This is a genomic window from Microseira sp. BLCC-F43 (genome assembly GCF_041929235.1).
Taxonomy (GTDB): domain Bacteria; phylum Cyanobacteriota; class Cyanobacteriia; order Cyanobacteriales; family Aerosakkonemataceae; genus Microseira.
This window is the reverse complement of sequence record NZ_JBHFNP010000310.1, coordinates 20,823-45,741: the sequence shown is the minus strand read 5'-3', so window position 1 is coordinate 45,741 and position 24,919 is coordinate 20,823. Positions and strand designations below refer to the sequence as shown.

The window sequence follows — 24,919 nt, the reverse complement described above, 5'->3', positions numbered from 1 at the left end:
AATCCCCCAAAACAGCGGGGGAGTTAAAACCTAGTCTTGTTCCCCCCTTTTGTAGGCGAAGTCTTCCCGCAGGTTAGGGGGACTAGGGGAAAGCAACCATTTGTAATAAACATTTAGGTAATTGATATCAGAGAAGTCGGGAATCTAAATAACGTAAGTTGGAGCCAAAGAAACCAAGTTTCTGATGCCAAAGAAACCCGGGTTCTCTATGAAGAAACCAAGTTTCTCATGCCAAAGAAACAAAGGTGAGCGCAAAAATCTGGGGTTTCTGGCGAGAAATAGCTGAAGAAACCGGGTTTCTGATGCCAACCCGGTTTCTCTATGAAGAAACCAAGTTTCTGATACCAAAGAAACAAAGGTGAGCGCAAAAATCTTGGGGTGCTTGGCAGAAATTGCGGAAGAAACCGGGTTTCTGAGGCGAAAGAAACAAAGGTGAGCGCAAAAATCTGGGGTTTATTCGCAGAAATCGCTGAATAAACCGGGTTTCTGACTCTGAAGGCAAAACCCTGTTAATCCAATTACCAATTACCAATTACCCATTACCCTTTAATTCAAAATGCGTAAGTCCTGCTGGTATTGATAGACACCCCAGAGTGCAACTGCCCCGACTATCAGTAACAGCCATTCTGCGGGTTCGGGTACGCCACTAATGATATTACTATTGGGCTGTGGCAGTTGTTGGTCTTCCACTTCGCGGTCAAAGCGATCGCCTTGTTGTTCTGCATATTTCAACTCTTGCCGCTGTTGGTCGGTAACCAACACAATCATTGAAGAATAAGGCGTGACAATGCCGTATTGCTTCGCCGCAGCATGAATCGCATCGAGTTTTTTGATTTCGTGTAGGTAGGGACTCTGATTCGGACCAGGATGAATCCCATCGAGTTCTTTGATTTCTTTGGTTTGCAGGTAGCGACTCAGATGGGTTGTCCACTGACGGGCAGCCAAAGCACCAAAGCCTTCTTGAGCCGCTTTAGCATTTACGGCATCTTTTGTCAAGTACCAGGCATAGCCATCCACCAGATTCAAGAAAGATGTACCGATGCCGCGACTGGGTTGCGTTCCAATGCGCTGCATCACGGTTTGCACCTCAGTTGCCACTCCGCCATCGCTGTCTTGAATTGCCTTTAAAGTTGCGTCATCGTAGCCAAAAGCCAAGCCGCCCAGATGGACAAACCACACGGGGGCGGGCATTGCACCGGGCAAGTTGCGATCGCTATTCAACTCATAGCTACCCGGATCGGTAATTACCACAATGGCATCGTAATTTTTGTTGCCGCGCACTTGCTGGAACTGCGCCAGCATATCCTTCGGCTGAACCATGCCATAAAACACGACGTTTTGGGGATCGAAACTGTCAAAGTTATCGAGACGCTGGGGTTTTGTCTCCGCCTTAGTGAGGTACAAGTCGGCGATGTTTTGTTTGAGGATATTATCTTTCAGCCAGCGGAAGGTATCAGTCACTTGCTGACGATGTGCTTTCATGCTGTAAGAACTGTCTAAAATTACGGCAAATCGTTTCCCTTGGGGTAGCTGGTAGTCATTTTTGGCAAACGGGGTGGCTAGTACGTGAGCGCCCCAAGGCAGGGTCATCTGGTGCGCGGTGGCTGGTGTTTTATCGGCAGGAAGCGTTGCTGGAAGCCACTGGTTAGATCCAGAAACCGTCTTGCCATTGATGACGCGCTTGGTTGCTTTAGTCCAAAAGATATTGCGTTGCTCGCGCAGTTCGGGCAATCGCCAACCCGCCTCTTGTTTCAGCACCTTGTAGCTGAACCAGAGATACATCTTAGCTGGCTGATCCGTCCAAATCCCGTCTGCTAGGACGGTTTGCCCCTTTGGGGGTACGGGGAATGCCCGCAGACGATATTGCTTTTGCCCCACCTGCTCCAGCAGTGCCGGATCGACATTGCGCACCACCTGGTTGTTATAAACTTGCTGGGCAGCGCCCCGTGGCGAAATAACAAAGGGATATTTCTTGGGAGTCTTGGCATCATCGCTCAGCCAAACGCCGGTAATTGCTGCGCTTTCCGGCAATGAGAAGTAGTAGAGTATTTCTTCGGGAAGGTTGGTTTTGTTTTGATACACCTCAGAAATTTCTACATCTGCCCAGTCTCCGTGGGGCGTGACGGTGATGTTTTGTTGTTCGAGCCAAACTCGTTTCTGGTTGATGTTATCCAGTCCTGCTTTTGCCCCACTGCGATCGAAGGTAGATTGCAAGGCTTTTTGAATCGCTGGGTTTTCTTTTCGCAGGATGGGCGCATCAAAAAACTGGGCATAGAGTTGAGCTGCTTTGTCTACGTCTGCGGGTGTACCCTGATATGTGAAGGGAGCAGTCAGGAAGTTGAACCAGTCTTGAACGATTTGAGCTGCAATTGGAGGAAAGTGGAGCGTGTGTTGATAAAGATCTCGCATCGCCGTGTTCTCTAAGCGAGGATAGCGATAGGGAGACAGGTAAGCATTGAGTAATCCAGTGCGGATCGTATTTGATTTTTGTAGGAGTTCCTGCCGCTGCGCGTCCGTTTGGGGTGGGTTACTGAGTAAGTCAAATGCTACCACTTGGGGCTGTTGCTGCAACAGTAGGAAGGTTAAGAGCCACCCAGCGAAGATAACGTTTGTAAACGCCCGCACTCGCCATTCTCCGTAGCGGGTTCCCAATTGCTTGAGGGTTTCCGAACGCGATCGCAGATACATCCTCACCATGCCGAAGGGAAGGGTAAACAATCCCAGGGCAAATATTGCCACCGGCATCAGGATAACAGTATAAAGCAGCATTATCAGCAATCCCACGACAGTCAAGGAAGGCAGTACGTAAAAGGCAGCCAGAGCAGTAAGATATACAGCGATCGCTAGCATCAGGGTTTGTCCTGCCAAATGCCACAGGTTGACTGCCATTGGATTGTCTCGCCGACTGAGTAACCAGTGGGCGGTGGCAATTGTCCCAAAGACAATTGTTAGCAGTAAAAACGTACTCGCCACTGTCAAATCCCGCAGCCAGAAAAACCGCGCGATACACACAATCAATAGCGGTGCTTCAATCCCATAAAACAACTGAAACAGGGTAATTTCTTGCCGCCGCTTTGCTTTAGTCCCCAAGATCGAGCAGGTTGTGGGAACGCTGACTAACCCAAAAAACGTGACTAGGAAATTGAGCGGAACTTGTCGGGCGAGCGCATCTCCCAAAAGAGAGAATCCCATAAATGGGAGAACTCCCACGTAAACAATCAAAAGCAGCATCCCGTTGAATACCCAAAAGAAGACTGCGAATATTTCCCTCAAGACAATATTGCATAGTTCCATAAGAAATCCTCACTAAACAGGGCCAAAAATAAACAAGGACAGGATTTACGCTTGGGCGAGTTAGAAACGTTTTTGAGAGAAACCCGGTTTATGGGGGCGTTTTTCAGAGAAACCGGGTTTCTGGCTGCGTCATCTGGTTGCTATCAAAAATTTTGGCGAGAAACCCGGTTTCTGTCCCGCAGCTGAGAAACCGGGTTTCTGGCTACGTACTCTGGTTGCCATAACCGATTTTTGCGAGAAACCCGGTTTCTGGGCGCGGGTTTCTGGCTGCGATTTCTTTCATATAAACCCGGTTTCTTTGGGTAAGTCCTGAAGGATGCGAGTTAAGCTTTTTGCAAGGTTCGATAAACCTCAGTCACAAAAGCTTGCACTACTGGATCGTTAGGACTGTGGAATTTATCAAACAAGATAGAAACTAGGGTCCAAGATGACTCTTGTCGCGAGGCTTGCTGCCAAAATCGCACGAGCAAATCTCCGGTGGTTTGATGGGGAGATTGAAACCAATAGACAGCCGAGTGAGTTTGGTCATCCAGGGATAACCAACGCCCAAAAAGTCTCGGTGCGAACTGTTGTTGAACGATTTGATCGAGGCGAAATCCACTACCGACCAAACACATCTCTGGTGCATGGTGTGCCTGCAAGGTGGGACTGGCAACAAATAAGATAGAACCTGTCAATCCTGGAAATTCAAAATGCTGCTTCTGAGTTACCACACTGGGATGAGTGGCAAAAAAGTCTTTTTCAACTAAAGTGAGTTCTATCGGTTGCGTTTGAATCGGGCTCGACCATTGTAGATTTGCCAAATTTGGCAGGGAATTAGAAATCGCTGGTGGATTGGGAATGAGTGTTAGTCCCAAAATGCAGGCAGCTAGAAGAAAAGATTTTAGATTAGACAGTCTGGCTGAGATTGGCGAGGCGGAGCCTCTGTAATTTCGTTCCCAGGCTGAGCCTGGGAACGAGTTAAGTGAGGCTCCGCCTCCCTGGCGTAGAACCCAACGCAGAATTACCCAGCTTAGGCTACAGGCGACTATAAAAGCAATTAATCCTAGAGGTACGTGCAGGATTTCTGCCAAAATAGGCTGGTTCCAAACCTTGGCGATCAGTACTAGAGTTAGTACTCGTGCGACGTTAGCGATCGCCAGTATCGCCAAATTTCCGACAAATACTACCAGCCAGCGTAACCCAAATTGCCGACCTTCAAGCCAGGTTGCTGCGAGTAGGAACAGCGTACCCGTCCATAAACTCCTGATGCCGCTGCAAGGCAAATCTATATGGGCGATGCCGGTATCGAGGACGATGATATCTTCTGAAGAGAGGGCGGTAACGTTCCCAGCTTTCAGGATGAATTCGACGATGTGAGCGGTGAGAATGCGTGCAGGGAAGCCCAATCCACTGCTAAATTGTACGCCGAAGGGGAGGAACAGAGCGATCGCCACACCAATCGGCAACCCTTTTCGCCAAGTAGTAAACTCCAAAAACAATCCCAGCAACCCGTAAGTGCCGAGTAATGCGAACGCAATCGGTATTTGTTCCAGAATCAACAGCCAACGAGATGCGTAAGCTAACAAAGCACTGCCGATCGTTACAATTAGCGGACTCCAGCGCAAGACAGGTACCGGCGAAAAGCGAAACTGTTGTCGATAGCGCACCCCTTGCACCAGCAAGAGCAATCCCCCGGCGATCAGCAATCCTTTATTGAACGGCGAAATTTCTTGCCATGTCTGTGCTAGCCATCCCAGAATTGGCAAATTCAGATACAACCAACTCAAGAGAATGGCGCCAGTGCCTATTAGTCCCAGTTTATTCCCTGCCGCTCTGGTATCCAAACGAACCAGATTACTTTCACTGGTCATAGGTATTTCCCTCCTAAATTGACTTTTTTACTCAAATTATTTGATATGATGTCCGTCAAATCACCCTTAATTAAAACTCTCCGCGTCCCCTTCCGAGTCAGAGCGTCAGTCCTAACGATGGGTAATCAAATGGACATGATATGAGGGTTATTTTTAGTAGCTTAACCACCACCGATTGCCCGAGAAATTATCTCCCATATGTGGAGATAAAAGTTACTTTCTAGCTGACGAAACAGTTGAAATTTACTGTCAGGATCGCCAAAAAATGGTCTGAGTACCCATCCCATTTGACTGCCTACAAAGCCATACAGAAATAGCCAACCCCTGAGAATGTAAGTTCGACTGTTCGACTTACCATCATGCTGATCAAGCAACATAATTCCTTTGTAAAACAAATTAATTCCCATCAATCCTGTGATGGCAAACAAGCCTACATTCATCAGTTTAAAAAACTCATAACTCTTAATAGAGAGGCGAAAAAATAGCACGATTGGTGCAAAGGCGAACAACATGACTCCAATTACTGATGTTGATGCTAACAGAAGAGCGAGATATTGTTTTAAATTGCAACGGGAGCCTAAAAACACACCAAACAAGTATAAAGTTGGTAAGCAAATGATGATCGTGACTAAGTAGAGTGCTGGTAGCTTGACTGCGGAAGCAATGACTTGCATCCAGCTATTAGATGAGCCAATAATTGCCCCATAGATTGCCAAAAATATTGAGCTACAGACTAGAAGTGACAAAACCTTATCATTGAGTCTAATTCCTTGAGAAATTTCTTCCAAGAAACGGGCGCGATCGCGCAAAAAAGACATTAATACCGTAAACGAGTGCATCCTATCCTCCTCTGGTTGGAAACTCAGTTGGTTGCCTACTAACGCAAGTTGCTAGTTATAAACAAGGGCGTTGCAAGCTTGCTAATTGCTAATTGCTAATAAAGGATTTTTACTGACATTAGCCATTAGCCATTAGCCATCAGCTGCTATGCATGAGATAACTAGCAACTTGAGTTACTATTTACTGACGCCTCTCAACAAGGTTTTTCGCACCCAAATCCAAGATTTTTTTCAAGGATATGCCAAAAATTTATTTATGTTTCATATCATGTCCGGTTCTTCACCCATAGTTAGGAATGACGCCCAGATCCGGTGACACGGTGACGCGGGGAGATTTTTATTCAGGGTAATTAGGCGGACATCATATCAACCATCGGGAGGCAGAGCTTCCAAAAAGAAAGGTAATTGGTAATTGGTAATTAGATTCATCGCTCAGTCTACTCTTGGCAATTACCTATTACCCCAGTCAGAAACAAAGGTGATGCGTCGATTTCTCGCTGTATCCACGATTTTTCCGAGAAACCGGGTTTCTTTGTCTTGGGATGTAACTAGCAACTTGCGTTATTTACAATAAAGGTCAACTGGATTTTTATCAAAGTAATTTGTACATTTCACGATCTTGTCCACCTTGTCAGCAACTGCTCCCATAGACTCATAATTTATTTCCGGACTTTCGGCAAATCCAATCATATTTTTAATTTCCCCAGATGCTTGTCTAAAAATTTGTTTAATGCGAGCTTGGTCGGATGGTGAAATTTTAGTAGAAATAAAAATACCTGAAATAGGAATAGCCTTGCTACGATGAATGACTCTCCATTCTGGGTTAGCTGCGATATGGTGTGTCGATGCGCCAATATCTGCGTTTCCACTCCTTACTAATTCTTGAATTTTTTCATGAGAATTTCCAATAGTTATACTCAGACTCTTACCATAGAGATTGTAGAGCGGGACATGGAAACTGGATGCGGAACCGATATAGCCTAAAGCGATCTTTGTGGTTGGTTTAATATCAGCAATTGAACGAATTGGGCTGTTGGCTTTGACAAACAGAACCGAGTAGTAATAAGATGGAGTTTGAAGGTACTGACGACCTAACCAGGAATAGCCATTACTTTTAGCTGTCCAAGAGTTCATGGGAGAATTGGCAAAAATGATGTCCCATTCATTGTCAGCTATTTTCTTTTTTATTTCCTGATAAGAGATGGCATTGCCAAATTTAATCCTAACGTCTCTGACATTAATTCCTAACTCTTTTTTTAGATAGTTTTCAAAGGCTAAATAGAGATGATCGTTTGGATATAAATTCTGGTGCGGTGCTGCTAAGAATCCAATGACCAAGGGGGTTTTTTGTAAATCCTTGAAGCACCCTAGCGCTTCTTTCTTTTCGGTTGCCAATGGACATGGCGATCGGGTAAAATTAGTCCAGGTCGCTGTGACGGTAATCGCACTTCCAGCAAGCCCGCTAAAGATTGCCACCCAAGCATATTGCTTCAATTTGATGATGGAATCAAGCCATAAATATTTATGGGGAGGTGAAGGCCAAACAAATTGTTCAGCCGCCGGATTCTGACAAATTACAGGTACCCAACTAGCACCGGGAAATTCTCTATCTACCTGCAACAATTCTCGCAAAATTATGCGAGATCGCCGCACCGAGGTATATAAAGATCCACCTTGAGAAAAGTCTTCTAGAAAATACTGCAAAAATTTTTGGGCAATTTTATCGGGGACTGGTTCCCGCATCACGATCGCTTGCGGAATGTGTAACTTTTCTAACTGACGCGCTAATCCTAATCCATCACAAGAATTAAAAATGGCAAGTTTTAACCCGAGATCAATGGCAGTTTTTAGAGTTTCCTCTAACTCGCTAATTTCTAACTTGCCCTCTGGGGTTTGGTTGATGTAGAGATAACCTTTTTCACCATCCTGACTGGAACTATGTCCGGCAAAAAAGAGGATATCCCAAGATGATTGCCAAAGACTTTTAAACTGTGGGCGAGTTGGTTCAACTAAAAAACAAACATCGGCTAAGGGTAAACTTTCTAAAATCTTTCGATCTGACTGAATATCAATACCATCACTATTACCCAAGATTGCCAATATTTTTAATTTGGCTGGTTTTGCCAACTGTTTGTAACTGTAAGAAATTAATGAACTGATGCCAAGGTCAGCATGGGGAAATCTCTGGAAGAAGCTCCAAGTTTCCCAAGGCAATTTTCGTAACTGATCGTCGTCGGTTTGCAGGATAAATCGCACCCGTTCGGATTTACTTAAGTTGGCTAACAATTCTGCCTCGATCGTGCGAAATTCATCGCATCTGAGCCACTCTTGAAAGCTGACTTTGAGTTTTTCAGCTGCTTCGTAACATTCCTGGAGCAAGTTTCCTGGTTGCTCGCTTGGCTCGCCAGCAGCTTCATCAATGAAATAGAGTCGTTTTCGGCGATAAATAGACTCCAGGTTGTAGTATTTCCTCTGCCAATCTCGATAAAGTTCAGGAATCTCTGGAGCTTGTCGTAAATAACCGCTCACTCCCATAATGTAGGGAAACTTTCCCTCTTCCGCAACATCGAGGGTGACTTGGAATCCTCGTTCAAAGTCACCTCGCTCTAGTTTTAACACAACTACCTTACTCATAAAAGCAGTTAGATTGCAAAGTCCTCCATCAGGCTAATTTTACCAAAACTAAGCTGCACGCGGAATAGTTCTCCGGGTTGACCGCTAAATTGCCGTGACTGAATGAAACGGTCATTGCTTCCCGATGCAATCTCGAAGAAACAGGTTCCTGATTCATCCAAAACGGCAAGTTTGATCCCGGTTGGTAAAAAAGTTTCACCTGTTTGGGGAAACACTTGTAAGCCAATGCCATTGTTTCTTTCCTGTTGTGTCAGAGTCACAACCAGCGTCACCGCTATTCCAGGTTTGTGTCTGCCAAAATTGATTAGCTTTGCTCGTTTAATTTCTTTGGTGATACTGCGTCGAAAGGCAACCTGAGTGAATGAAGAATGGGAGAGCGCGTTATCTAAAAATACTTCCACAGGTTGCCAACCAACTTCAAATATTCCCTGGCACCATTGACTCAATTTCGCCAGGGGAACAAGTTGTGTTTTTTGACTTTCAAGGTTTTTGAGCATCTCGGTGATGGGTTGCAATTCGTCAATCGTTAACTGCTCGCTGGTAACAGTTGGAGCAAATCCCAATAGATTAGCTTCTTGCCGTTCCAAATCAATTTCAACCACCACATAGCCAATGCGGTCATCCTGAGTTTCGGGTGGAACGTAACAAGAAATGGAGGCAGATTGGGATTGAAGAGGACGCTCTGAAGCGGGGACACGGTGACGCGGGGATACCCCATGGTACGAGCTAGGGGATTCCAGCAATGTAGAATTTTCTGATTCTCCACTAATAAATTCGGGAGGGTTGCCAGACCAGGTGCTTCGATCTGGGTCAGGGTAGCTCACCGCGTCTCCCCATCTCCCCATCACCGCGTCTCCCCATCTCCCCATCTGGGCGTCTTCTTGGTCAGTTTTAAACGGCAAGTTTGAAGGATCCCGGTTAATAACTTGCAGCGGACGACATTCTAATCGTCCGACACCTGTGACCCATAAATCGGCAACATCACAGGCGAATCGAATCACGGGATTCCAGCTATCACCCCCTTTCAGATCGGTAGAAATATCCATGATTCGTAAATAATTATTCACCGCATACACGGCTAATGTGTTGAGATAAACTTGAAGTGCTTTTTCCTCGGTTGGCTGTTCGATGGCAAACTGGCAAGCAATCTGTTGTGCTGCTTGGGTAATTGGCATTAAAACTGATTGTGGCATCTGAGCGATGTCAGTCATGATTGCTTTCTCCGACTGGAATTATTTTGGGGTTCAACATATCCCTGAGATTCTGCAAATTGTCGCAGTTGGGGTAAACATTTGCGGTTGTAGACTTTAGGTAAATCTTTCGCTTCCGCTGGGGTGAGGTTAAATTCTTTGGCGATCGCATTCCAAGGAGTTTCCGGTGGGAGGCGACGCAAAATTAACGCTTGGCAATTCACTTCACGACAGTTTCTAAAACAGGTGTTCCGTAAGTTCCCATCGGGATCGGTTTCCACCCAAGCGAGGGTTTTCTCCCATATCTCCAACACAGGTTGGATGTCGGGACGAGCAGGTAAAATCGCCATCGGGTCGATTGTTTCTCCAGACTCGGTTTGCAGGGTGTTAATCTCTCGCTTTTGCTGCCTGTACTTGGAATCCCGTAAATTTCTCAATCGCTTTTTGAGATAATCATCTAGCCAGGTGATCGGGCCTTTCACGCTTGGGTCATATAACTCTGGATTTTGGCAGAAAAATTCCCACATCTCTTGGAGGGCATCATTATAATATGGTGTGCTTTCCTTCCAAAGCTTCCCGGATGCCATGACGAGTCGATGCACGCAGGCAAGTCGCGATCTCCTGTCTAAACTCCTGGGTTCATATTGACACGCTTCGGCAATCAGCGTTTGGAGTGTTTGGTTCAGATCGTTCACAGGCGATCGCTCCAAAACTCGTCTACAGTAACTGTTAGAGTGGCTCTAACCTTCATAGGCCCCAACTAGCTGGTTAGTTATTTACACGCACGAGCAGCAACCTTTTTCGCAGATTTGGCAAAAATTTTTTGATTTTCCTGGGAAAAGTTGGACTGTCTGATGTTAGAGCGGTTGTTTGACAGCAAAACCGATTGTGTCATGATGCGATCGCCCTAAGCGGAAAAATCCGTGATGGGTTTGATAACCACGCCGCAAGCAGTTGCTGCATTCAATTGTCGCGCGTCAACCGTAATCAGCGGACAATTAAGTCTTAATGCCAAAGCGATATACAGCGAGTCGTATATTGCTAATTGATGAGTTAGACTAATTTGCAAAGCTTGCGGTAATAGTTTCTTAACTGGCACAATTTGGAACGGTAGCGCCAGCAGTTGGGCGGTAAACTGCTCTGCATCTGTTTGCGGTAGTCCCCGAAACCGAACATTTGTCCACAGAACATTGACGCATTCTATCAAGCAAAACTCCGGTACGTATAAGCGATCGCCTTGAGACATCCTACCTAATAAAACTCGTGCTTCGGCTGTATAAGTTTCTTGTAAGAAACGCTTAATCGCCACGCTCGCATCTACTACATAGGTTGCCGCCATTTCTCTCTCTCCGCAATTATCATTTCGCTGCCCGTTGGCGCTCCGGGGGGCGGAGTCCACATATGACTGTCTATCGACTCAAAAATCTTCTGCAAATCTTCTGGATCTACTAAGCGTGGTGGTTCTTGAAGCCATAGTATTAACCGCTCATCAACTATCTGAGTTATCAAGGTTCTGAGTTCTGCTACTGTCAAATCTGCCACTTTTTTTGAATCTGGTGGTGGCTGTTGTAACAATAGTTTTAACTGCTCGTTGACTATGCCAGCGATTAAAGCTTTGAGTTGTTCGTTTGACTCTGCTATTGTTTTTTGTGCTTCCATTTCTACCAACTCCTTTTTCCCGCATCTAATAATGATGACACAGGCAACAACTGTTTGTACAGGCTAGAAGCACCTACTTATAGCCTGGTGTTAAACTTTTCTTTAAAATTTGCGGTTAAACTATAAAATAACCAGACTGCTAAACCCTCCAAATTGGATATGGACTTAAATCTAATTAACCCCATCCCTCCGAATTCCGACCCCGATTCATCTAATATCAGCCCAGAACCAAATAATTTTAATCAACGAGCGATCGGCACGGTATTGTTAACCCTGGCGGCGATGGTAGGCGGGGCTTTACTGGTGCGAAATGCCACTGCACCGCGTCAAGGAAATGTTATTTTTATCCACCCGGATGGTACGAGTGCTTCCCACTGGGGTGCGGCGCGGATGTTGTATAAAGGGCCAGATGGTAGGCTAAATTGGGATAAAATGTCCAATCTCGGCGTCTATTTAGGACATTTGAAAAATCAATTAACGGCTACTTCTAACGCGGGTGCTGTGATTCACGCGACGGGAGTAAAAGTAGAAGCAGATTCGTTTGGATTAAACTCAAAAGGAAAGCCATTAGAGGCGCTTTCCGGGTATAATAAAACGATAATGGAAGAAGCGATCGCATCCGGTAAATCCACCGCCATTATCAATTCCGGCGTTATCACCGAACCCGGAACGGGTGCTTTTTTAGCCAAGGTAAATAATCGCCGCAATCATGGAGAAATTACCAAACAGATAATCGAATCAGGGGTAAATGTAATATTAGGTGGCGGGGAAATGTGGTATCTTCCCAAAGGAACCGCCGGACGGCATACCTCCGCATCCCTTAGCAAGCGAACGGATGGATTAAACCTAATCGAACTGGCAAAAAGCAAAGGTTACACCGTTGTATACACGCGCGAAGAATTGCTGAATTTACCAGCAAATACTGAGAAAGTTTTGGGCATTTTTGCCGCCGAAGATACCTACAACGACGAATCAGAAGAAAAATTAAAAGTAGCGAACTTACCCCTATACGTAAAAACTGCACCAACCGTGGCGGAAAAATTACAAGCTGCTTTAGGAATTTTATCCCAAAATTCCAAGGGTTTCTTTGTAGTTTTGGAAGAAGAAGGTAGCGATAATTTCTGCAATTACAATAACGCCAGAGGGTGTTTAGAAGCGATAAAACGGGCGGATGATGCGATTGGCGTGGCGATGAATTATGCCGAGCAAAACCGGAATACGCTGGTTATAACTGCCGCAGATAGCGATGCGGGGGGACTGGAAGTAATTGGGGAACAGGCGCAAGATGTACCCCTGGATAAACCATTACCAGCTAAATATGGAAATGGCGCACCAATTGATGGACGAGATGGGACAAAAACCTTGCCATTTGTTTCAGCACCCGATAAAAATGGACAGCGATTTTCCATGGCGATCGCCTGGTCTGGTTTCGGCGATATGTCGGGTGGTATTATTGCAAAAGCTCACGGAATCAACGCCGAAATGCTGCCAAAAACGGTAGATAATACCGATATTTACCGGATGATGTATGCAACGTTATTTGGGACTAAACTACCTGAGAATTAACCAGAAACCCGGTTTCTTTAAGAAACCGGGTTTCTCAGTCAACAGATATTGCAGCTTTAAATTCTTTGCCACAAGTATTTTCCTAGATTAATCCCGATCGCAATGCTACCACCGCCGCCTGCACTCGGTCATCCACAGACAGTTTATTCATAATGCTGCGAATGTGGGTTTTAACCGTACTCAGACTCAGATAAAGCATGGCTGCTATTTCCGGGTTGCTTTTCCCTTCTACAATCAGTTTGAGAATTTCTGACTCCCGTTGGGAAAGTTGGGAGATATTATTTTTAGGAGAGGGGGGTTTGAGGTTTTTAACTACCGTGCGGGCAATTTGGGGATCGAGATAAACAGCACCTTCAATAGCGCAAGAGATCGCTTTCAACAATTGATTCAAACTCGTTCCCTTAATACAATAGGCATCCGCGCCGCTAGACAGCGCAGCAATCATTTCATTTTCTGCTTTGTGAGAAGTCAACATCACCACCCGCATATCTGGTAAAGCAGCTTTAATTTGCTGGGTCGCCGCAATCCCATCGAGTTGGGGTAACCCAATATCCATAATCGTCAAATCCGGTTTCAGGTCAAGCGCCATCTCGACGCCTTGATAACCATCACCAGCTTGTCCAATTAGGTTAAAATTCGGCTGTTCGGTCAAAAACTGCTCTAACCCCAATTGCATTACCGGGTCATCTTCTACCAATAAAACCCGCAGCAATGGCAGCTGTTCAAGGGAATTCTCGGATGGAACTGTTGCGGAAGACATAGAAAAATGTTCGCCCAACGCAGTGCTGAGTATACAATTAGAATTATAAAATTACTTCGGGAAAAACCTGAGCCAGTTTTATTGGCTCAGATTTTTCAAAAGAAACAAGGGTGATATGAAAAATCGTTGGTTTGGCAATCAGAGATTGATGAAGAAACCGGGTTTCTTTTCTCGTCGTGCGTAAGTCCCGTTCCTGTTTCCGTCGTCTTCATCCTGCTTCCCCCTATGTCAACCTCGCCTAAATAAAAAAACCCGGTTTCTCCGAAAAATCGTGGGGTGAAAGTCGCGAGATTGACGCATCACCTTTGTTTTTGACCCCGCGTGCGTAAGTCCTTAAAATATTACCTTTGGAGAGATGCAAATTGGGAATCGGTAATTGACGATCGAGGCATTGGGAATTTGACATTTATAATTCTCACCCGCCGCAGCCCACCTGTTCACCTGTTCACCCCCTCAAAAAGCTCCCCATCATGGCACAATCTCGTCTGCGAAAACTAGGTGCTTACCTGCGTCCCCACTGGCGACAAGTCGCGCTGGGTATTCTAGCGCTTTTAATTGTTAATGCGATGGGGGTTTATATCCCGCTGTTAATTCGCAATACCATTGACGAACTGCAAAAACAGTTCGATTTCGATCGGATTTGGTACTATGCGGTGCTAATCTTGGTGCTGGCAACGGTAATGTGGTTGATCCGGGTGGCGTCGCGCCTGTTTTTATTTGGCGTCGGACGGCAGGTGGAATTTGACCTGAAACAAAAGATTTTTCAACACTTGCTAACCCTGGAACCGTCTTATTTTTCCACCAATACTGCGGGAGATTTAATTAACCGCGCTACTAGCGATGTGGATAATATTCGCAGGTTGTTGGGGTTTGCAGTATTGAGTTTGGCGAATACGGTATTTGCCTATGGATTAACGTTGCCAGTGATGCTAACAATTAACTGGTGGTTGAGTTTAGAAGCAATCGCAGTCTACCCGTTAATGTTATTAGTCGTCCAGTTATTCAGCGACAAGCTACGCGCGCAACAACTGTCAGTCCAAGAGGAACTTTCCAACCTCAGCGAGTTGATCCAGGAAGATATGAGCGGCATTGCCTTAATTAAAATATACGCTCAAGAACAAAACGAGCGGCAGGCATTCCGGGAATTAAACGATCGCTTGCTAAAAGCCAATCTCCAACTTGCCAGAACCCGAACGACTTTATTTCCCATGGTAGAAGGCTTGTCTTATATTAGTTTACTGGTTTTGCTGGCAGCTGGAGCGGGAGCGATCGCATCTGGTTCGCTTTCCATCGGTAACTTCGTCGCGCTAATTATATACGTCGATCGCCTAGTTTTCCCCACTGCATTATTAGGTTTCACGATTACTGCTTATCAACGAGGGGAAGTCAGTATCGACCGCATTGAACATATTCTCAGCGTCGAACCCCAAATTGAAGATAAAACCAACAGCATAAGTTTGCCGCTAACTCAAGTCAAAGGCGAGTTAACCGCACGCAATCTTAGCTTTACCTATCCGGGTGCTAAAACCCCGGCGCTGAATAATATCAACTTTACCATTGCACCAGGGGAAACCGTAGCAATTGTAGGCCCAATTGGTTCTGGAAAGTCAACCCTTGCCAATACTTTACCGCGACTATTGAATATTGCCCCAAATCAATTGTTTCTCGATGGTTACGATATTACCCAGATTAAATTAGGGGATTTGCGGAGTGCGATCGCCTACGTCCCCCAAGATAGTTTTCTCTTCAGTACCACGATTAAAAATAACATCCGCTACGGCGATCCTGTAGCCGAACAACCAACAGTTGAATACGCAGCAAAACAAGCCCAAATTCACCCAGAAATTGTCAATTTTCCGCAACAATACAAAACGATTGTAGGAGAACGCGGCATCACTTTATCTGGCGGACAGCGCCAGCGGACTGCCCTCGCTCGTGGCTTATTAATCGATGCTCCGGTGTTAATTTTAGATGATGCCCTTTCCAGCGTCGATAATCAAACGGCTAAGGCAATATTGGATAATCTTTCCACAGGAACTGATCGCAAAACAGTGGTGTTTATTTCCCATCAATTATCGGCGGCGGCGACATGCGATCGCATTTTTGTCATGGATAAAGGCGAGATTGTTCAGACAGGAACTCACGCCGAATTGGTGCAACAACCCGGTTTATACCAATCGCTTTGGAATCAACAAAAGTTAGAGGAATTATTGCGCTAAAACACACCAACCCAGCCAAAATACGACACCCTTAAGGGTGTCGCTATACAAACCAAGGCTGCCTCCGCAGCCTGTAAGAATTCTAGCCTGCTACGCCTTGCTTTGTTTGTGTAGCCACATGCTTTCTTCTTGTGGGCGTTTCAGAAAGTTGGCGAAGGTATTTTTTGAGAAACCGGGTTTCTATATCTTATGCTAAAATAGTTATAGTCTCTCGCCGATGCAATGGAGACAATAGTATGACCTATACAACAACTAAACCGCTAACCTTTGAAGAGTTTCTTAAAGTCTGTCCAGAAGATGGCAGTTATGAACTGGTAAATGGGGAGATTGTCAAAGTGGATTCTACAGGAGCGCATAGAAGTGTTTCGAGATTTATAGTCAGGAGTTTTGACAGAGAAATTGAGCGATTAGGACTCGACTACATAGTTGACAAAGACATAGCCATCAGGACTTACACCAGTGGCGGAAAAGAACAAGGTAGAAGACCAGATGTGAGCGTAATTGAGGGGAGAATTTGGGAAAGATATCTCAACACCTACGCCGGTATTATAGAACCCCTACTTTTAGCCGTTGAGGTTGTATCAACGAATTGGGAAGATGACTACGTTGATAAACTAGATGAATATCAAAGATTGGGCATTTCTGAGTATTGGATTGTAGATTATCTTGCTATTGCTTCTCGTAGTTATCTCGGAAATCCTAAAGTCCCCTCTGTTTTTGTCCATCAGCTAGTCGATGGACAATACCAAGTCAAGAGATACGCAGGCGACGATAGAATTATCTCCCAGATTTTCCCAGAGCTAGAACTAACTGTCGCAATGGTTGTAGCAGCAAGTCAACCCCGCATAGTCTAAGAAACCCGGTTTTTTGGAAAAACCGGGTTTCTGGGCAGGTTTCTGAGTTTGTATAGCGGCAGCATTAATGCTGCCGCTATACAAACGAGAGCCTTAAGGCTGTGCTAGATTAATATCTGGCGATTCTCCATCCCTAAATCCTGCAAAAATCTATTCTTATCAAATCTGTATTGTTCGCCCAAAAAAGATATTATTCTTTCAGTATCATCTTCAGCATTTTGCAAGCAGGTTGAAGCGCCAGGAGAAGGGGTTATATTAAACAAAATATTCTCGCCTAAAATCTTTGCTTCTCCAAGTTCCATGCTTTTAGTCTTAAGATTAACAATTTGAGGTCTAATTCCTCCATATTTTTGGGCAAACTTCAGTTCGCTCAATTTTATTGAAGGCACAATCCTTTTAACTTCTTTAATAAACAATCTCTTGCCAATGAAGGGAATATCATAAATATAATTTTTCACGATATATTTCAAGATAACGGGTTCGGAAAGAATTTTAAAGAAGCTGATAAAAGCATCCAAACTCAGTCCAGCCGTCTTAAAATATGACCAAATAGTCCCATAATGATGCCGCTCTAACATGGGAATAGCTTTTGCAGTCGGACCAAATCTAGTTTGACTTTGATTGTGAACTTCTGGATCTCCATGAATGGCGGCAAAAGGTAGTTTTTTAAGTTGCACGGTATAAACTTTACCGTTTAAAACTCCCGGTGCAAAGTAAAAGCTGCCAGCAACGCTCAGAAGCGCATAATCTTTCCCATAACCTAAAGATTTGGCAAATAATAAACTATGCGCTCCAGCAGTAACAGCAACTACTTTTGCTGCGATAGTTTCTCGAGCAGTTTGAATGTAATATAAGTCTCCTTCCCTTGTAATCCGCTTGACTTTTGTCCCCATCATCAAATCAATATTTTTGTGGGAATTTGCCAGCGCCTGTTGCAAAAATGATTGAGCCAGCTTTTGGTAATCGATTGTATAACCTTCTTCAGTAAAGAGAGCAAGAACTTCTTCATCTGTTTCTCTCTCTTTCAAAACATTGGGTTCTACCGATTCTATTTGGTCTTTATCTATTAATCTCAAATCGGGAAATAGGGATTTAAATTCTCCATATCTGTTTCTGAGTTGGTCTGCTTGTTCTTTGCCGATCGCCAGAACCATTTTATGATACTTGCTGTATATTTCTTGTCTCGCGTCGTTTTGCAAAAGATAATTTTTTACCAAGCTGGCAGCTTTATTAACTTTTTTAGCTTTTTCCAAGGTGTAGTTGGTTTCTATATCGCCAAAATGAAGCGTTTGACTATTGCTGGTTCTGTGGGAGTTAACTAAAGCAACTTCTGGGTTTTTTTCGATCAAAGCAATGCGATTGATGTTAGTGTAATTGCTTAAACTATACAGTAAAGCAGTTCCAGAGACTCCAGCGCCAATGATGGCTACTTCATAAACAGTTTGAGCGACTGGCATAATTCTTCCCCAATATAACTAAACAAAAAAATAGATGCGATTCCTCCGGAAAGCTTTGCTAACGCAAGCTATTTATTTTGCTCAATTCGTTCTACCCAAGCTTCGCTTTGCGAGATTGTTAGAACCATTTTTTTGTATGGTTCATCTTCTAATTCTAAAATTAAATAGTCTTGCTCTGCTGTGACATACCAAAATTCTCTACCATTTCTGGTATAATAAGTTCCGGCTTTGATAACTCCTGGAAGAAAAGTTCCAGGGGCGCGAATTTCCGCCCAATTGCTTTGGGGTTCTTCGGTGCTTACCCGTTTGATATGGTTGAGTGGAATTTCAAAGGTTTTGTTCAGCGTAAATGCCCAAAGTTGCTCGTACCATTCCAAGTCAATCAGCAATTTGTCGCCAACGATACTAAGATTCATCTCGCTCCACCACAACAGGAGTTTCAGGATTTTATTCTAAAATAATATCTAAAAAATTGGCAGCGGGGCGCGCCAGAAAGTTAAATGATGATTAATTTTACACATGGCTGTAACCCGTTGCCAGAAACCCGGTTTCTTTTTCGGAGAAACCGGGAAGCAAGCGCGTCAGTCCTGCCTTTGAATTGAAGCTATCCAAGATTATGCAAAAAATTATTACCGGGAAGCGGTAGTTGTTTAAGATATCGATTAATTCCAGACGCGGCTGCCATACCAGAAACTAAAGCACTTTCTACTAGATTACCACCACACCAATCCCCACAAAAAATTAAAGGCTGCGGTAACTGAGAATCTAAGCAGATTTCCGATAAGGGACTACTGGGAAAAGCATAGCGCCATCGGTGGACTTGGAACCAGTCTGGTGCATCTATCCAGGGAAGTGTTAATTCGGCGGCGGCGCTGGATAATAAATGTTGTCCGATTAAGTTTAAATCTGGTGCTTCTAAGTTAGCGCGGGCGAAATCGGCGCTGCTGTGAAACACCAATACGGTTGCTGGAGAATTGATGCGCTTGCTGCTATCTAAACCTATCCAGAATAAGTCAGAATTAGGGGGAAAAGAGATATCTTTCCAGGTTAAATTGAAAGGCGTTGAATAGCTAGCGATCGCAGTCAAACAAGGGTCAAATTCAACCCCACGCAAGCTATCTAAAAATGTCGCCGGTAAAATTGTTTCGGCTAAAGGTTCGAGTAAGATTAAAGCTTGCGGGGCGGGAATTGCGACAACGACTGATGACGCTGTTAATGTTTCGGTTGTTGCTGCAAAGGTGAGATGCCAAATGTTATCGGTGTTGAGGGTAATTGACTCGACGCGGCGATTTAATTTAACGTTCAAATTAGTGGCGAGAAATTTAGCGATCGCACTCATCCCATCTGGCGCTACATACTGGGAAATTTTGGCTTCTGACTCGTACCAAAGTTGAAGGATATTGCGCGAGAGCAATACCTCAATTAACTCCTCCACCCTCTCACCATTAGCTTCCAGATAGCGCAACCCATGATCCGCGCGAATACCATTTACCCGCCGCGTCGCCGCCCTTCCGCCAACACCACGGGACTTATCTACCACGACGGTATTATATCCAGCTTGATGCAATTGTTGAGCGCAAGTCAAACCAGCAATTCCAGCACCAATTACAGCAACATCAAACATTAATTTTGTAGTCTCCTGCGATTAAATTTGAGGGGTGCAAGAAACCCGGTTTTGCCAAAAAACCGGGTTTCTGGGCGAGGGTAGTGGGTATTGGGTAAGATTGACTACTAACGTAAGTTGCTAGTTATAAACATTGGGCGTTGCTAATTGCTAATTGTTAATTGCTAATTGCTAATTCCGAGAGAGCTTCGTCAGCATTTTTCCTGATCGATCCATTAGCCATTAGCCATTAGCCGCGCGTTTGAGATAACTAGCAACTTGAGTTACTACCTACACACCAGTAACTCTGTCTGTCACCCCAAACCCATTCCATCATTTTCAGATACCAATAATTTACCTTCACCCTCATAAACCCAAACATAACCCTCACCGCCGCCTTTACCAAAATGTCCTAATTTGCGGTAATCTTCTACAATCCCGTTTGTAAATCCTTTGACTAGGTCATAGTCGGCAATTACAACTTCCCCTCTGGTTATTTCAATCACTTTGCCAGGGGCAAGCGTACCCGTTACAACTTTAGCAATTTGACCGGGTAAAGCTTTAATAGCAACCCTCCACCGACCATCAGTAGAACCCATCATTTGTCTGTATTTTAATTTTTTTGCCCCGATTACTACGTTGTCAGAACAAAATTGAAATACTCCGTCATCAAACTCCCATTGCTCCGATTCTGACAGTTCAATTGGCGTATAATTCAGAAAATTGCCTTTTTGTCTAGGTTCGAGGTGGACGGTTCCCGTTCCTTTATAAACTGGGGCGTTATACTCCATCTCTGTGGTCAAGGAAACCCATATATCTCGCAAACGACTATCGGTTTTATAAATGCCGTAATTTATTTTACCGACGCACCTATGCAACGTTCCTTTTTGTAAGATAACCCCCGAATTATTCAGCTTAATTTCTACTTGCTGAATCAAGGGAATATTTTTGGTTGGATGATACAATTGGTTCGTTTCTTTATTGATGCCATTTTGGATATACCAAATATCTGTGGGTGACAAAATCTTGACTTCCTGTTGCATAATTATTTTCAAATCTTTTCTCGTATAAGCTAATTGATTTTGGCATCCTTGTCAAGGTTAGGCTCATAATCCCGGTTGGTTTGGGATGATTTTAACAAATTTTCCAGCATCTTTTCTCCTGCGGGCGGCTGCTCGGTATCGAGCTAAAAACCTCCGTTATCCGCCGATTTGTCTAATACTTTTGCCTAGGCATCAGCGCTATTTTTTCCTGAATCATCAGCTGTTAATCGATAGATTTCAAGAACCATAACTCTGGGTTGCTGTGCTTTAATATTTCCCAGCAATTGTGTTATTTGGGTGTCAGACATAGCCATCGCCCCAACTGGCGGATATGTCTTCAATGATATCCACAGTATAATTACTCAGATAACGGCAAAGCAAGTTGGTTGAATATACCTTTTATAGGGGCGGGTTTATCCAGATTTATGCTTCGCCAGCACAATATCTATACACCCGCCCCTACTGTATTCCATCTTGTAACAAACCGCTATAAAGTCACGTCTCCCTGTATGGTATAATTTCGTAAGATATACCCTGGGATAGAAAATATTTCAATCCAGATGTGTTAGTTGACAAAGATTTTTGTCACTAATACTCTGTAAATCAAACCCTGGGAGGATTCTGCTCTCAACTTTAACTCACAGCAAAGGAAAATGCTTGAAGTAACCAAGCATAAAACTTTTGTTGCCAGTTTATTGGTTGCTATATGGAGACACAAATGATTGCTATCTTCGCCTTTCAACCTATTCTGCTAGGATTCTTACTGGTCCCTTCAGCGGAAGTTGTCAGTTTCTTCATTACTTTAGTCATCGCTGCATTGGTAGCAATAATGCTAGACCTAGTGATCTTCGCATTGCTGCGAAGCGTATTTCGCCAGATGGAAAGCGATGCAGCCCTAGTCAGTCTAAACGTTTCGCGGCTTCCAGTTCTAGCGATTTTCTTAATGTTGAGCCTAAAATTTTCATTTAACGAATTAAATACGGGACCAATCATTGATGGAATTCAGAAAGTATTAGACGCCTTGCTGGTTTTGGCTGTTACTCACTGGATTGCCCAACTATTTACTCAAGTCGTTATCTCCTACTTGAAAGAGAAAGCCAGGAAAACAGAAGCGGTTTGGGACGATGTATTGGTACCAATTTTAGAACGAGCTATCCCGTTTTTAACTTACCTGATAGGGGTATCGATTTTCTTACAAACCCTGGGAGTAAATTTAACCGGAATTGGGTTAGCAGTTGGCAGCATTAGCGTTGTAATTGGTTTATCGGTACAGAAGATTTTAAGCGACTTTTTCGGCGGATTGGTCTTATTGGTCGATACTCCATTTAAATTCGGAGATGTCATTTCCTTAAACGGGTCAATGGCTGTGATTAAAAATGTCGGCATCCGAGTGACAAAATTGTACCTAATCGATACCCATTGCGAGGTTTATACACCCAATTCCTCTTTTGGCGGTCAAGACATCATTAATCTCAGCCGTCCTACCCCTCACTATGCTTATTCAATTAATATCGGAGTCAGAGTTGATGCAGATCCTATAACAGCAACCACAATCTTGAGAGAAATTGTTCTCGGACATCCAGACATCTTGGGTAATATAGATGAAAAGCTGTTATACATCGACAAATATTATGAATGGAATGAAGCTCAACCGAGAAATATCTCAAAGCAAGAAGTCGCAAGCCAGCGGATTTTAGCCGAAAAAGATGTCAACAACCAACTCCAAAAAATTGAAGAAGCGTTTGAGAATATGATTGGTAAGATTAAGATTTTAGAAAAAGGAGGATTAGAATCAGAGGAAATCAGAAGAATTCAAACAAATTACCTAGAAATTTTGAAGTTGGTTGGGTTGCGTGCGAGCGCAGAACGCAAGGGGAGAAAACAGCGAACAAGAGTTGATGAAGAAAAGGAACCAGCCTTGAAAGATAGCCTGATAGGCTTAATCAGAAATTGGTATCAAATTTGGTTAAAAGACCCCGATCTCGTGTTGGAAGACCAGACGATATTACCCGAAGAATGGGAACAAAAGATTGAAATACTTAAGACCAAAATGAACAAACTATATCAGATAATATCCAACCCTGGTGGGCAGGAAACCAGGTTGGATGATTATACGAGTAAGTTTGTGGAGTGGATGAACGAAAACTTCAAAGAGTCCCAAACCATCTGGAAAGATCCAAAAATTCGCCTGAACAATATTGCAGGATCTGAGATGCAATTTACCGTCAAGTTCTACGTTGACAATATCAGGTTAGAACACTGGGAGCGGGGCTACCGCGTCAATAATGAAGTGCGTAGAGAGATGGTGCGGCGGTTAAGACAAGCTTACATTTACAATAGCTAAAAACCAACTTCTGGCATCATACTTCTGTGCCTCTATCTTGGGAGACAAATTTCTCCCGCAACTCGTTCCTTTGCTCGGCAAAAGAACGAGTTTATTTTTTGGGATCACCACTAATCTCCGGGAGTGTTTCATCCCCCGCGATTTATCCGGGGGATGAAACACTTTGCTATGGGAATTTATTCGCTGTCAGCCAAAGAACGAATGAACTCTCGAATAACGTCTGATTTAGACCTCCTGTTTTTTTTCAATAACGTTCAAGCTTTTCATACTCTGACTGACTAACTCGAATATGCAACTGTTCTCTTGACATTTTGCCTACAAAATCGGTACATTGATTAGATGCTGAAATAGCGAAAGGCACGCTCGGTTGCTACGCAGAAAAGGTCTCGCAGTCAGCAAGTATCGGAGATAGATACGCAAACCGTAGCCATGGGGCTGTCCGGGGTATCTCGGTTATGGAAGCAACATCAAGTAGTTGGTGTCTCGTCATGCCAGCCTGGAGGTTCAAGGGGCTAGTATGCTTGGGAAGAACTTCTCCAACATCGCTAGTTTCTTAGGGCTACTGAAAATCTCTGCTCTGGAGCCATTGCGAATGCCCCCGTGCTTCAGCAGGGGGTAAGCTTACTCCCTCACCATAGCAGTAGAATAAAGAACAGCAAGAATCTGGGGTCTTGGAGGATTTGACTTTGGATGAGTTAAGAGCAGTGCTGGAGTTGGCAACAGAAGAAGAATTGCAGCAGCTGACCGCTATTCTGTTCTGTCGCCGGTTCAATCCCCTAGACTACGTTGGCACACCCGAACCGATAGAAGTGCAAAGCCAGGATCGCCAAGCGTGGTTAGATACGATCGAACAGCGCTTTCGGTTCTTGGCTGCCGATGGGTTAACGGTATTGCAAGGGCGCACCCATCAGGTAACTTATCGGCAAACGTTGATTCAAGTCTGTCGCTATCTGAAAATTCCATACTCCCACAAGCTTTCCACCACCGATATCGAAGCAGAGATATTTCTCAACCTGCTGAAACGGGCATCGAAACAATTACCCCCATCGGAGCAAAATGAGTTGAAGCAGCGAATTGTACAAAGTCTCTCCGAGTCCAAGCTTTCTCAACCCCTGCCCCTGTCCGTACAGCGCGATCCCTTGGGTTGGTTGCTTAAAGGTGGTAGCGCCTTGGCAGTCACTTCCGTAATCCAACCAATGCTGCTTAAACAAATTGCCCGTCAGTTTGCCATCCACTTTGCTACCTATCAACTCGCTAAGGAAGCCGTTGTTTCTGGCAGTACGGCAGTAGCAACCAAGGTACAAAGCTATATGCTAGTCAAAAGCGCTCAACAGGGAATGGCTGTGAGTGCGGCGCGATACAGTGCTGTCCGGGGTGTATTCTCCTTTTTAGGGCCGATGCTGTGGGCTTGGTTTTTTGCCGACCTCGGTTGGCGCGCCATTTCTACCAACTATGCCCGCATTATCCCCACCATCTTTGCCCTGGCTCAAATTCGCCTCACCCGTTCAGACGAATACTGCTGGGAACCCGCATAAAATTTTAGATTGGGTAATCGGTAATCGGTAATCGGTAATGGGAAAATTCAATTACCAATGACCAATTAC

General features: G+C 44.4%; 19 protein-coding genes. 5 read left to right on the top strand and 14 right to left on the bottom strand.

The window, feature by feature from the left end:
• Nucleotides 1–546: 546 nt before the first annotated feature.
• The 8 genes from ACE1CM_RS41390 to ACE1CM_RS41355 all read right to left on the bottom strand — a co-directional run bounded on the left by ACE1CM_RS41390 (nucleotide 547) and on the right by ACE1CM_RS41355 (nucleotide 11,469).
• Nucleotides 547–3,294 carry a TIGR02921 family PEP-CTERM protein gene (locus ACE1CM_RS41390; protein ID WP_374885021.1) on the bottom strand — a complete coding sequence of 916 codons (2,748 nt, stop codon included), beginning with the start codon at nucleotides 3,292–3,294 and terminating at the stop codon, nucleotides 547–549.
• Nucleotides 3,295–3,617: 323 nt separating this feature from the next.
• Nucleotides 3,618–5,147, bottom strand: a complete 1,530-nt coding sequence (gene xrtO, locus ACE1CM_RS41385) for an exosortase O (protein WP_374885019.1) — start codon at nucleotides 5,145–5,147, stop codon at nucleotides 3,618–3,620.
• A gap of 161 nt (nucleotides 5,148–5,308) precedes the next feature.
• Complete coding sequence (locus ACE1CM_RS41380; RefSeq protein WP_374885018.1) at nucleotides 5,309–5,986, bottom strand: actin-binding WH2 domain-containing protein; 678 nt, start codon at nucleotides 5,984–5,986, stop codon at nucleotides 5,309–5,311.
• A 561-nt stretch (nucleotides 5,987–6,547) separates the two neighbouring features.
• Nucleotides 6,548–8,620 carry a PhnD/SsuA/transferrin family substrate-binding protein gene (locus ACE1CM_RS41375; protein ID WP_374885016.1) on the bottom strand — a complete coding sequence of 691 codons (2,073 nt, stop codon included), beginning with the start codon at nucleotides 8,618–8,620 and terminating at the stop codon, nucleotides 6,548–6,550.
• Between the two features lie 8 nt (nucleotides 8,621–8,628).
• On the bottom strand, nucleotides 8,629–9,831 hold the full coding sequence (locus ACE1CM_RS41370) for a DUF1822 family protein (protein ID WP_374885014.1): 1,203 nt from the start codon (nucleotides 9,829–9,831) through the stop codon (nucleotides 8,629–8,631).
• Nucleotides 9,828–10,505 (bottom strand): sigma-70 family RNA polymerase sigma factor, encoded by a 678-nt coding sequence (locus ACE1CM_RS41365; protein WP_374885012.1) that lies wholly within the window; start codon nucleotides 10,503–10,505, stop codon nucleotides 9,828–9,830. The genes ACE1CM_RS41370 and ACE1CM_RS41365 overlap by 4 nt, the downstream gene beginning before the upstream one ends.
• A gap of 212 nt (nucleotides 10,506–10,717) precedes the next feature.
• On the bottom strand, nucleotides 10,718–11,149 hold the full coding sequence (locus ACE1CM_RS41360) for a type II toxin-antitoxin system VapC family toxin (protein WP_374885011.1): 432 nt from the start codon (nucleotides 11,147–11,149) through the stop codon (nucleotides 10,718–10,720).
• Nucleotides 11,131–11,469: a hypothetical protein gene (locus tag ACE1CM_RS41355; RefSeq protein WP_374885009.1), complete on the bottom strand. Its 339-nt coding sequence runs from the start codon at nucleotides 11,467–11,469 to the stop codon at nucleotides 11,131–11,133. Before ACE1CM_RS41355 ends, ACE1CM_RS41360 begins: the two co-directional genes overlap by 19 nt.
• 159 nt (nucleotides 11,470–11,628) lie before the next feature.
• Here ACE1CM_RS41355 and ACE1CM_RS41350 point away from each other — a divergent pair, with 159 nt between their 5' ends.
• Nucleotides 11,629–13,035: an alkaline phosphatase gene (locus ACE1CM_RS41350; RefSeq protein ID WP_374885007.1), complete on the top strand. Its 1,407-nt coding sequence runs from the start codon at nucleotides 11,629–11,631 to the stop codon at nucleotides 13,033–13,035.
• 82 nt (nucleotides 13,036–13,117) lie between these two features.
• Here ACE1CM_RS41350 and ACE1CM_RS41345 read toward each other — a convergent pair whose 3' ends face one another.
• Nucleotides 13,118–13,744 carry a response regulator gene (locus ACE1CM_RS41345; protein ID WP_374885128.1) on the bottom strand — a complete coding sequence of 209 codons (627 nt, stop codon included), beginning with the start codon at nucleotides 13,742–13,744 and terminating at the stop codon, nucleotides 13,118–13,120.
• Between the two features lie 521 nt (nucleotides 13,745–14,265).
• Between ACE1CM_RS41345 and ACE1CM_RS41340 the strand changes: the two genes are divergently transcribed.
• Nucleotides 14,266–16,014: an ABC transporter ATP-binding protein gene (locus ACE1CM_RS41340; RefSeq protein WP_374885006.1), complete on the top strand. Its 1,749-nt coding sequence runs from the start codon at nucleotides 14,266–14,268 to the stop codon at nucleotides 16,012–16,014.
• 236 nt (nucleotides 16,015–16,250) lie between these two features.
• Nucleotides 16,251–16,868 carry a Uma2 family endonuclease gene (locus tag ACE1CM_RS41335; protein WP_374885005.1) on the top strand — a complete coding sequence of 206 codons (618 nt, stop codon included), beginning with the start codon at nucleotides 16,251–16,253 and terminating at the stop codon, nucleotides 16,866–16,868.
• Between the two features lie 104 nt (nucleotides 16,869–16,972).
• Here ACE1CM_RS41335 and ACE1CM_RS41330 read toward each other — a convergent pair whose 3' ends face one another.
• The 5 genes from ACE1CM_RS41330 to ACE1CM_RS41310 form a co-directional block, all read right to left on the bottom strand.
• Complete coding sequence (locus ACE1CM_RS41330; RefSeq protein WP_374885003.1) at nucleotides 16,973–18,325, bottom strand: FAD-dependent oxidoreductase; 1,353 nt, start codon at nucleotides 18,323–18,325, stop codon at nucleotides 16,973–16,975.
• A gap of 68 nt (nucleotides 18,326–18,393) precedes the next feature.
• Nucleotides 18,394–18,741 carry a hypothetical protein gene (locus ACE1CM_RS41325; protein WP_374885001.1) on the bottom strand — a complete coding sequence of 116 codons (348 nt, stop codon included), beginning with the start codon at nucleotides 18,739–18,741 and terminating at the stop codon, nucleotides 18,394–18,396.
• 188 nt (nucleotides 18,742–18,929) lie between these two features.
• Nucleotides 18,930–19,949 carry an NAD(P)/FAD-dependent oxidoreductase gene (locus ACE1CM_RS41320; protein ID WP_374884999.1) on the bottom strand — a complete coding sequence of 340 codons (1,020 nt, stop codon included), beginning with the start codon at nucleotides 19,947–19,949 and terminating at the stop codon, nucleotides 18,930–18,932.
• Between the two features lie 293 nt (nucleotides 19,950–20,242).
• The gene (locus tag ACE1CM_RS41315) at nucleotides 20,243–20,971 is read right to left on the bottom strand and encodes an AIM24 family protein (RefSeq protein WP_374884998.1); all 729 of its coding nucleotides are present in this window, start codon (nucleotides 20,969–20,971) and stop codon (nucleotides 20,243–20,245) included.
• 185 nt (nucleotides 20,972–21,156) lie between these two features.
• A complete protein-coding gene (locus ACE1CM_RS41310; protein ID WP_374884996.1) occupies nucleotides 21,157–21,279 on the bottom strand; it encodes a hypothetical protein in 123 nt (40 codons plus the stop codon).
• Nucleotides 21,280–21,689: 410 nt separating this feature from the next.
• On the opposite strand from ACE1CM_RS41310, the gene ACE1CM_RS41305 reads away from it, so the two are divergent.
• A complete protein-coding gene (locus ACE1CM_RS41305; protein WP_374884994.1) occupies nucleotides 21,690–23,315 on the top strand; it encodes a mechanosensitive ion channel family protein in 1,626 nt (541 codons plus the stop codon).
• A 686-nt stretch (nucleotides 23,316–24,001) separates the two neighbouring features.
• Nucleotides 24,002–24,850, top strand: a complete 849-nt coding sequence (locus tag ACE1CM_RS41300; protein WP_374884993.1) for a YaaW family protein — start codon at nucleotides 24,002–24,004, stop codon at nucleotides 24,848–24,850.
• Nucleotides 24,851–24,919: the final 69 nt, after the last annotated feature.

Bases quoted from the DNA above. Each gene is read 5' to 3' on its own strand.
- ACE1CM_RS41310 (WP_374884996.1), bottom strand. From the start codon at position 21,279: ATGTCTGACACCCAAATAACACAATTGCTGGGAAATATTAAAGCACAG.
- ACE1CM_RS41320 (WP_374884999.1), bottom strand. From the start codon at position 19,949: ATGTTTGATGTTGCTGTAATTGGTGCTGGAATTGCTGGTTTGACTTGC.
- ACE1CM_RS41340 (WP_374885006.1), top strand. From the start codon at position 14,266: ATGGCACAATCTCGTCTGCGAAAACTAGGTGCTTACCTGCGTCCCCAC.
- ACE1CM_RS41390 (WP_374885021.1), bottom strand. From the start codon at position 3,294: ATGGAACTATGCAATATTGTCTTGAGGGAAATATTCGCAGTCTTCTTT.
- ACE1CM_RS41315 (WP_374884998.1), bottom strand. From the start codon at position 20,971: ATGCAACAGGAAGTCAAGATTTTGTCACCCACAGATATTTGGTATATC.
- ACE1CM_RS41375 (WP_374885016.1), bottom strand. From the start codon at position 8,620: ATGAGTAAGGTAGTTGTGTTAAAACTAGAGCGAGGTGACTTTGAACGA.
- ACE1CM_RS41325 (WP_374885001.1), bottom strand. From the start codon at position 18,741: ATGAATCTTAGTATCGTTGGCGACAAATTGCTGATTGACTTGGAATGG.
- ACE1CM_RS41355 (WP_374885009.1), bottom strand. From the start codon at position 11,469: ATGGAAGCACAAAAAACAATAGCAGAGTCAAACGAACAACTCAAAGCT.
- ACE1CM_RS41335 (WP_374885005.1), top strand. From the start codon at position 16,251: ATGACCTATACAACAACTAAACCGCTAACCTTTGAAGAGTTTCTTAAA.
- ACE1CM_RS41350 (WP_374885007.1), top strand. From the start codon at position 11,629: ATGGACTTAAATCTAATTAACCCCATCCCTCCGAATTCCGACCCCGAT.
- xrtO (WP_374885019.1), bottom strand. From the start codon at position 5,147: ATGACCAGTGAAAGTAATCTGGTTCGTTTGGATACCAGAGCGGCAGGG.
- ACE1CM_RS41380 (WP_374885018.1), bottom strand. From the start codon at position 5,986: ATGCACTCGTTTACGGTATTAATGTCTTTTTTGCGCGATCGCGCCCGT.
- ACE1CM_RS41360 (WP_374885011.1), bottom strand. From the start codon at position 11,149: ATGGCGGCAACCTATGTAGTAGATGCGAGCGTGGCGATTAAGCGTTTC.
- ACE1CM_RS41330 (WP_374885003.1), bottom strand. From the start codon at position 18,325: ATGCCAGTCGCTCAAACTGTTTATGAAGTAGCCATCATTGGCGCTGGA.
- ACE1CM_RS41370 (WP_374885014.1), bottom strand. From the start codon at position 9,831: ATGACTGACATCGCTCAGATGCCACAATCAGTTTTAATGCCAATTACC.
- ACE1CM_RS41305 (WP_374884994.1), top strand. From the start codon at position 21,690: ATGATTGCTATCTTCGCCTTTCAACCTATTCTGCTAGGATTCTTACTG.